Below are 6,543 nucleotides of genomic sequence, written 5' to 3'. Positions count from 1 at the left end.
AGCCGGCCCGGCGGGCTGATGCGCTACGGCATTCCCGACTTCAAGATCGAGAAGCACTATATCGACCGGCGCATCGAGCAGATGCAGGGTGAGGGCGTGACCTTCCATTGCGGCGTCAATGTCGGCGTCGACAAGCCGGTTGCCGAGCTGCTCGCCGAACATGATGCCGTGCTCTATTGCGGCGGCTCGGAAACGCCGCGCGCGGCCGGCATTCCCGGCGACGATCTCGGCGGCGTGCATGACGCGATGCCCTATCTGGTGCAGCAGAACCGGCGTGTCGGCGGCGAACCGATTCAGTCGGTGGCATGGCCGTCGCATCCGATCATCGCCGGCGGCCAGCATGTCGTCGTCGTCGGCGGCGGCGATACCGCCTCCGACTGTGTCGGCACTGCTTTTCGCCAGGGTGCGGTGCGCGTCACCCAGCTCGACATCCGTCCGCAGCCGCCGGAGAAGGAAGACAAGCTTTCGGTCTGGCCCTATTGGGCGACCAAGATGCGCACCTCGTCCTCGCAGGCCGAAGGCGCGGAGCGCGAATTCCAGGTGGCGACACTCGAATTCATCGGCGAGGAAGGCCAGCTGACCGGCGTCAGGTGCTGCGAGGTCGACGACAAGCGCAAGCCGATCGCCGGCACCGAATTCGTCATTCGTGCCGATCTCGCCTTCATCGCCATCGGCTTTGCCGGGCCGGCCGCGGCCGGTGTGGCGAGAGAATTGGACGGGCAGATGAAGATCGCCACCGACAGCCGCCGCTCCAGGAATGTCGAGGCCAATGACCGCGACTACAAGACCAGCGTGGACAGGCTCTATGCGGCCGGCGACGTGCGTCGTGGCCAGTCGCTGGTCGTCTGGGCGATCCGCGAGGGCCGCCAGGCGGCACGCTCGATCGACGAGGCACTGATGGGGTCAAGCGTTCTCCCGCGCTGAGCCCAGGAGCGTGCGGCGATACTAACGATTGATCGCGGTCGTGGTATCGGTCGCGGCCTTTGGCGGCCATGAGAAATCGTCGGCGCGGCCGGGCGATGCAATCGGTGCCTTGCCCTCGACCACAAGCTTTTCACCGGGCAAGTCCGGATTGGCCTTCGCCGGCGGTGCCGCGCCCAGCAATTCGGAGCCACCGTCGAGTGCCGGATCGCTGAGCAGCATCGGCGCGGTGCGGTCGATAACGATGGGGGCCGCGGCCGGCGCCGGCGCCTCGACAGGTGCGCCCGCCGGAGCGGACGGTGTAATCACGCTTCCAGGCGCGGTCAGGCCGAGGATCTTCAGCAGCGGTTTTTCGGTGTAGAAGGCGAGTTTGCGCTTGCCCGCCCTCGAGACGTTGATGCCGTCATCGGCGCGCAGCCGAACCGGCTGGCCGTTGATGTCGGGGCCGCTGGTGACGAAAGCACCGTTCTCATCGACGAAGCCGTCCCAGACGTCGACGAATTCACCGCCATGGCTTTCAGCGGCCTGATGATAGATGTCGTTGAAGGCCAGCATATCGGAGGTCATCTTCGACACCCGGAACGCCGGCATGCCGACCCAGAGGAAGGGTACCTTTGCCTCCGCGACAGCTTTGCCGAACGCCTCGGTCCGGCGCTCATATTCCTTGGTCCAGGTTTCAGAGCGGGGCTGCTCGCGCACGTCACCCACCTTCATCTGCTGGCGGTCGTTGGAACCCAGCATGACGATCACGGCGGCAGGTTTTTCGGTCTCGATCAGCAATTTGATCTGTTCGGGCCAGTTGTAGAAGTCGTCGCGTACGAAGCCGGACGAGCCATTGCTGCGAACGACGATCCTGACGCCGGCATTCTCGGCAAAGGCGGTGTCGAGGCCTTCGGCGAGGCCGGCCGCCATGAAGTCTCCGACCACCAGCACGGTGCGAGCGTCCGGTGCCTTGTCGACCACCGGGATTTCCGGTTCCGCGGGCGGGCGCGGGGCGCGGGGTTTTTTCGCCTTGGGCCTGGGCCTCGGCTTCTGGATGTCCTGCGGCGGCTCGATGCGCTCGCTGCGGCGCGGGAACAGAAGGTCTCGCAGCGACCAGCCGCGGTTTTGCTGCTCCTGCGCCATGGCCGGCGCATGGAAGGCGCCAGCCACACCGACGGCGAGCACGATCACGGCCAGGATGAGCACCGGCATGCGACGAACAAGCCCTGCGATGCGCGCAGCCGAAGCCAATCGTTTCCTCCATCCCTTGGCGCAGCAAATGCCGCGCCAACCAGATTGCTACAGTGTCCTTTGCGCGCCCGAAAGGCCGCGCGGCACCGCAGGCGGCTCTATTTCTGCCGGAGCCACTTCAACACTTCCATGCTCGGGTAACCGTCCTGGGTCAAGCCGGCCTTGGCCTGGAAGGCCAAGATGGCTGATTTCGAGCCGTCGCCGATCTTGCCGTCGAACTTGCCGTCATAAAGGCCATGTTGGGAAAGCCGCTGCTGCAGCTCCTGCCTTTCCTCGAAAGTGAGCTTGGTGAAAGGCCGCTTCCAGTCCTGCACGAGACCGCTGGAGCCGGCGATTTCGTCGGCAAGAAGGCCGACGGCCAGCGCATATTTGTCGGCGTTATTGTAGGCTTTGATGACCGTGAAATTCTTGATCATCAGGAAGGCCGGCCCGTTGCGGCCGTCCGGCACCTTCAGCGTCGCCTTGTCGGAGCCGTTCTTGAACGGCTTGCCGTTGGCCCTGACCACGCCGAGCGCCTGCCATTGCGACAGTGTTTTCGAGCCGCCGGGAAGCTTTCCAGCGGGCAAAGCAACCTCATAGCCCCAGGTCTTGCCGGCCTGCCAGCCATTCTTCTTCAACAAATTGGCTGATGTCGCCAGCGCATCGGGGATCGAATTCCAGATGTCGCGTTTGCCATTGCCGTCCATGTCGACGGCATAGTGCAGATAGCTGGTCGGGATGAACTGGGTATGGCCCATGGCGCCGGCCCAGGATCCGCTCAGATGGCTTTCGTCGATGTCGCCGGTCTGCAGGATCTTCAGCGCGGCGACCAGCTGGGTGCGGGCGAATTTCGCCCGCTTCGGATCGGCATAGGCCAAGGTCGCCAGCGAGCGCACGACATTGCGCATGACGTCGTCGCGCTTGAGGATCTCGCCATAGTTCGATTCCATCGACCAGATGGCCAGCAGGATGTAGCGGTTGACACCGAACCTGGCCTCGATCCGGTCCAGCCACGGCTTCCATTTCCTGGCCATCTGCTGGCCGACGGCGACCGACTGGTCATGGACGCGGTTGTCGAAATAGTCCCAGGCAGGGGCCGTGAATTCAGGCTGCGTACGCGCCTTCTCCAGCACCACCGGATCGATATCCCTGATGTTCCTGAAGGCCTGGTCGTAGAGGGCGCCGGAAACGCCGCTCTGCACGGCGGTGGCGCGGAAGCCGGCGACCCACTGCCGGAAACCGGCATCGGCGAAAGCGGGGCCAGGCATCAGCAGAGCGAGCGATAGGCTGGCTGCCGCCATGACGCTGGTAAAAATTTTTGCGGCATTGCGAACGGACATCTTTTCCTCCTTCTCTGTCTCAGGAAAGACCATTCATCGCCGAACCAGGTTAGGAATTAGTTTACCATAGGCGCCACCGGGAACGAAAAGACGCTTCGAAGCTTTACCGGTGGACATTCCTCTCAGTTGCCCAGTAGTCCCGAATTCCGGCGTGAAAATGTCTTGGAACGGGGATTGCGGAGCTGGCCCTCAAACGGATAATTGAAAGCATGAAGAGAGTTCGCAAGGCAGTCTTCCCGGTCGCCGGTCTCGGCACACGGTTTCTCCCGGCCACCAAGGCTGTCCCCAAGGAAATGCTGACCGTCGTCGACCGGCCGGTGATCCAGTATGTGGTGGATGAGGCACGCGAGGCCGGCATCGAGCATTTCATCTTCGTCACCGGCCGCAACAAGGCCGTCATCGAGGACCATTTCGACATCCAGTTCGAACTCTATGACACGCTGGCCCAGCGCGGCAAGGACGACCAGCTCGCCCGCCTGCAACGGCTGCAGCCGGCGCCGGGGCAGACCAGTTTCACACGCCAGCAGGTGCCGATGGGACTTGGCCATGCCGTCTGGTGCGCCCGCGAGCTCGTCGGCGACGAGCCCTTCGCGCTGTTGCTGCCCGACATGATCATGCAGTCGGAGAAGAGCTGCACGAAGGCAATGGTCGAACTCTACGAGGAGACCGGCAACAACATCATCGCGGTGCAGGAATGCGCTCCCGCCGAAACCCACAAATACGGCATCGTCGGCCGCGGCGAGGACACGCATCACGGTTTCCGCATCACCGAGATGGTGGAAAAGCCGAAGGCCGGCACCGCGCCGTCCAATCTTTACATCAACGGCCGCTACATCCTGCAGCCGGAGATCTTCAAGATCCTTGAAGGCCAGGAAAAAGGCGCCGGCAACGAGATCCAGCTCACCGACGCCATGCTGAAGCTGGAAAAGCAGCAGCCTTTCTACGGCTACCACTATCGAGGCCGCACGTTCGACTGCGGATCGCCGGAAGGCTTCGTCGAGGCCAACGTCGCCTTCGCGCTGTGGCGCAGCGACATGAACGAGAACATGGCCGGTGTGATCCGCACGCTTCTCGATGAGATGAAGCCATCCGAGCGCCGCGGCGCCGCATCTTAAGTCGATGTCGATGTTCAGCCGGTCTGCGGAAGGGCCGGTCTGATCTCAACGCACGTTTGGCACGCAAGTCCTCAGCGCTGGACTTTCACGCCGAGGAAGATGCTGTTGGCGGTGTAGTCCCGGCCCGGCAGATTGCTGGTCAGCTTCTCGGTCCTCACCCTTGTGGTGAGGCCGGCGTAGCGGTTCAGCCACCAGGTCAGTCCGGCCTCGGCGCTCAACACCCTGTCATGGCCATCGATGCCGATGTAGTCACGCCAGTCGAGGCCCAGAGCCGCATTGGCGGTGAGGTTGGCGCGAATCTGGCGTTCGCCGGTCAGGCGACCGGAATAGAGGATGTCGCCGCTTTCGCCCGATGTGGTCGTGGGCTCGACGGTGGTCCGCCCGGTCAGGCCGATCGTGGTGCCGCGCTCCGGTGACCATTTGAGGTCGGCGTTGACGGTGGCGCCCGAGATCGCATCAAGGTTTTTGTCGTCGATCGCTTCCCTGAGCCAGCCGGCCGAGAATTCGCCCGACAGCTTCTCGCCCATGTCGAGTGCAAGGCCAGCGCGGGCGCCGAGCCGCGTCGACGAGCGCTCGAAGCCTTCATTGTCGATGCGTTGATCATAGGTCCGGCGGCCGACCTCGATTTCAGTGAACGGGGTCAGGGCAGGGGAGATCTCGTAGCCGGTGCGCAACGTCGCTGTGTAGAGTGTGGAGTCCTGATCCTTCTGCGACAGCGAGGTGCCGTCCGAGAGCTTGGCGTCGCCGTAAAAATCGTGCGAGACCGCGCCGGTTAGCGTGTACTGCATCTTGCCGAGATGCTTTTCGACGGCGAGGCTGCCATCGATGGTCTGCCGCAGCGGTTGCTTGCTGACGCCGGCAATGGCGTCCGGTGATGATGCCGATTCCGGCACGGCCTCGTAGCCGAGCTTGGCGATGGCGCGCAACTCATTGTCGAGGTCGACATTGAGCTGGCCTTCGATGCGCCCTTGCGCGTCGTGAACCGGGTAACCGGAGACGGTCTCGCGAAAAAGGCCATAGCCGTCGATCGTGGCTGAGTTCTCGCGCCAGTCGGAGGCGGCGGAAAAGCGCAGCGCTGTCTCGGACAGCAGCGCCGACGTGCCGGCACTGCTCGAATCGCCATTCGAGGTGGCGGTCAGGCCCTGTTCGATCGTCGGCCGGATGACGAAGGAGCCCCATTTCACGCCGGTGGCGGCAAACGGATCATCCTCCGGTTTCTTCTTCTGGCCTTCGATGGCGTCCGTGCGCTCCGCGCCTGGGTCGAGCTTCTGCCTGTCGGCACTGTCGATGGTGAGGGCGCGGCGGTTGGCCGTGTCCGCATCGGTGTCTTCACCATCGGTGGCGTCCGTCGTGGAGGCGGTGATGTCGGAGGTGTCGGCCGTCGATTTCTTCTTCTTTTTCGACTTGTCGGCAGCCTTGTCCTTGGCCTGGCCAGCAGCATTCTGCCCGGCAGTTGATGAGCGGCGGCGAGGCTTGGGCGGCGCCGCGATGTCGGCGGACGTGTCGTCAGTGGCTGCCGGCTGGTCGAAGAGGCTGCCGGTCGCGATGGCATCGCCGGTATCCGTATCGTCAGGCACAGCACCGGCGCTGGCCGGCAGATAGGTGCGGGCCGGCGCATTGTCCTGCGCGGCATTGGCCGGCTGTTGACCCTGCGCTGCCAGGGCCAGCTGTCTCGCCTTGCGCTGCTGGTCGGACAGGATCGCCGATTCCGAAACCTCGCCGCGCAGTTCGGTTTCCTGGGCATGGAGCGCAGTCGGGCGCAGCAAGGCAAACATGCTGGTTGCCAGCAGCAAGGCGCAGACCGCCTTGCCCTTTCTTCCTGTCGAATTTTCTGGCTGGGCCCCGGACATCGCCACCACTGCTTGCGCGGCGCACGCGCGCCATACTTACCGAACCGTAAATGGGGATGGTTAACGGAGGGTTGAGGCGGCGGCCCGTCAACCAGCTGAAGCGCT

General features: G+C 63.8%; 5 protein-coding genes. 2 read left to right on the top strand and 3 right to left on the bottom strand.

The features are described from left to right. On the top strand, positions 1-924 hold a 924-nt coding region (locus tag EOB49_RS17185; RefSeq protein ID WP_164781709.1), incomplete at its 5' end, for a glutamate synthase subunit beta. A gap of 21 nt (positions 925-945) precedes the next feature. On the opposite strand, the gene EOB49_RS17180 is transcribed toward EOB49_RS17185, so the two are convergent. Together EOB49_RS17180 and EOB49_RS17175 are read right to left on the bottom strand one after the other, a co-directional pair. Continuing rightward, positions 946-2,154 carry a DUF459 domain-containing protein gene (locus EOB49_RS17180; RefSeq protein ID WP_127381664.1) on the bottom strand — a complete coding sequence of 403 codons (1,209 nt, stop codon included), beginning with the start codon at positions 2,152-2,154 and terminating at the stop codon, positions 946-948. 98 nt (positions 2,155-2,252) lie between these two features. Beyond that, positions 2,253-3,473, bottom strand: a complete 1,221-nt coding sequence (locus tag EOB49_RS17175; protein WP_127381663.1) for a lytic murein transglycosylase — start codon at positions 3,471-3,473, stop codon at positions 2,253-2,255. Positions 3,474-3,682: 209 nt separating this feature from the next. On the opposite strand from EOB49_RS17175, the gene galU reads away from it, so the two are divergent. Then, on the top strand, positions 3,683-4,588 hold the full coding sequence (galU, locus tag EOB49_RS17170; protein WP_127270261.1) for a UTP--glucose-1-phosphate uridylyltransferase GalU: 906 nt from the start codon (positions 3,683-3,685) through the stop codon (positions 4,586-4,588). Positions 4,589-4,659: 71 nt separating this feature from the next. Here galU and EOB49_RS17165 read toward each other — a convergent pair whose 3' ends face one another. Next, positions 4,660-6,438 carry an outer membrane beta-barrel protein gene (locus EOB49_RS17165; RefSeq protein ID WP_164781708.1) on the bottom strand — a complete coding sequence of 593 codons (1,779 nt, stop codon included), beginning with the start codon at positions 6,436-6,438 and terminating at the stop codon, positions 4,660-4,662. Between the last annotated feature and the right edge of the window lie 105 nt (positions 6,439-6,543).

Source organism: Mesorhizobium sp. M7A.F.Ca.MR.148.00.0.0, from assembly GCF_003997735.1.
In the GTDB taxonomy this organism is placed as follows: domain Bacteria; phylum Pseudomonadota; class Alphaproteobacteria; order Rhizobiales; family Rhizobiaceae; genus Mesorhizobium.
This window is presented reverse-complemented; position numbering and strand designations above follow the sequence as displayed.

Coding starts and splice junctions, on each gene's coding strand:
- galU (WP_127270261.1), top strand. CDS start 3,683: ATGAAGAGAGTTCGCAAGGCAGTCTTCCCGGTCGCCGGTCTCGGCACA.
- EOB49_RS17175 (WP_127381663.1), bottom strand. CDS start 3,473: ATGTCCGTTCGCAATGCCGCAAAAATTTTTACCAGCGTCATGGCGGCA.
- EOB49_RS17165 (WP_164781708.1), bottom strand. CDS start 6,438: ATGTCCGGGGCCCAGCCAGAAAATTCGACAGGAAGAAAGGGCAAGGCG.